At 44.2% G+C, this 1,395-nt stretch carries 1 protein-coding gene; it reads left to right on the top strand.

Annotation, left to right across the window (positions count from 1 at the left end):
• Positions 1-1,395, top strand: a 1,395-nt coding sequence (locus A3729_RS28145) for an acyltransferase domain-containing protein (protein ID WP_156498191.1), incomplete at both ends; no start/stop codon positions are given.

The raw sequence follows: 1,395 nt of genomic DNA, 5'->3' as shown, positions 1-1,395 counted from the left end.
CAGGAAATTGGCCAGCGATATGCAGGTATCAGCTCATTTGGCATAGGAGGCACCAATGCTCATGTGATTATCTCTGGGTATGACGCTGAGCCGGCAACTGCTTCTGCACAGACACCAACAAAACTACCACTGTGTCTTAGTGCAAATTCACCCAAATCACTCGCTGATCAAGCTAGGCAACTTGAAACATTTCTACTAAAAAATACTGACACAGATATCGATCACCTTAAAAACACCTACTGCTTTCACCGACAAGCATTGAAGTATCGACAAGCTATATTAGGAACAACTAGAGACAGCATTCTTAGTGAACTATCACAGTTCACTAAGAATGCTTCAGACGCGCCTACAAAGGACCCAAAGATTATATTTATGTTTCCTGGACAAGGAACTCAAGTTAATCGTATGGGTAAGAAGCTCTACAATGAACTTCCGCTCTTTAGAGCACATTTGGATAACTGCATCGAGATATGCAAAGACGAATTTAACGTCGATCTCATACATATCCTATTCTCGGATGATCCAAGCCTTCACCTTACTGAGAACACGCAAATAGCATTGTTTTCGGTGGGTTATGCTATTGCATCAAGTTTAATGGAGCTTGGTATCAAACCCGACGGAATGATGGGACACAGCATTGGTGAACTAGCTGCGGCAACCTTGTCTGGGGTATTCGATTTACACACGGCAATTAGAGTAGTTTTAACGCGCGGCAGAGTCATGCAAAGACAGGCGAGTGGTAGCATGTTAGCCGTAGAAAGCAGCTTTGACGCAATCAAGCACTTAATTCCGGATAGTGTTGTTCTTTCAGCTCAAAATACTCCTGAATCACTCACTCTCTCTGGTGAAGATGTTCATATTGAACAAGCAAAAGAAGCACTGGAGAAGGCCAGTATTCATTGCACAAAGCTAAGAACCTCGCACGCTTTCCACTCGCCAATGATGATCCCTGCCGAGCAGGCTTTCATCACAGAGCTCAAGGGCATTCATTGCAAAAAGCCCAGTATCCCATTTATTTCCTGTGTCAGCGGCGACTGGATTACAGATGAACAAGCAAGCGACACTCGCTACTGGGCTAGCCAGATAGTAGCTCCGGTACAGTTCAAAGGTGGCACTGAAAAGCTAAGCAAGTGGTCAAACCTTATTGTTATAGATTGCGGCCCAAGACGTGTTGCGTCTCACTTACTTAGCCAATGCTTGGAAGATAAGGATGACCTTAATATAATAACGGCCCTACCAAAGCCAACAGAAGAAGCTGAAGATAGCCAATTTATCGCCTGCCTAGGCAATATATGGAAAACGGGATTATCTGTCGACTGGCGTAAACTAGCCAGGCCGATAAAACCAGCGATGGGGTTTTTACCTCCTTATGCCTTTGAACATAAAGATTTCTAT

Source organism: Oleiphilus sp. HI0043 (assembly GCF_001634935.1).
The sequence above is the reverse complement of the archived record's forward strand: the minus strand, read 5'-3'. Positions and strand labels throughout refer to the sequence as shown.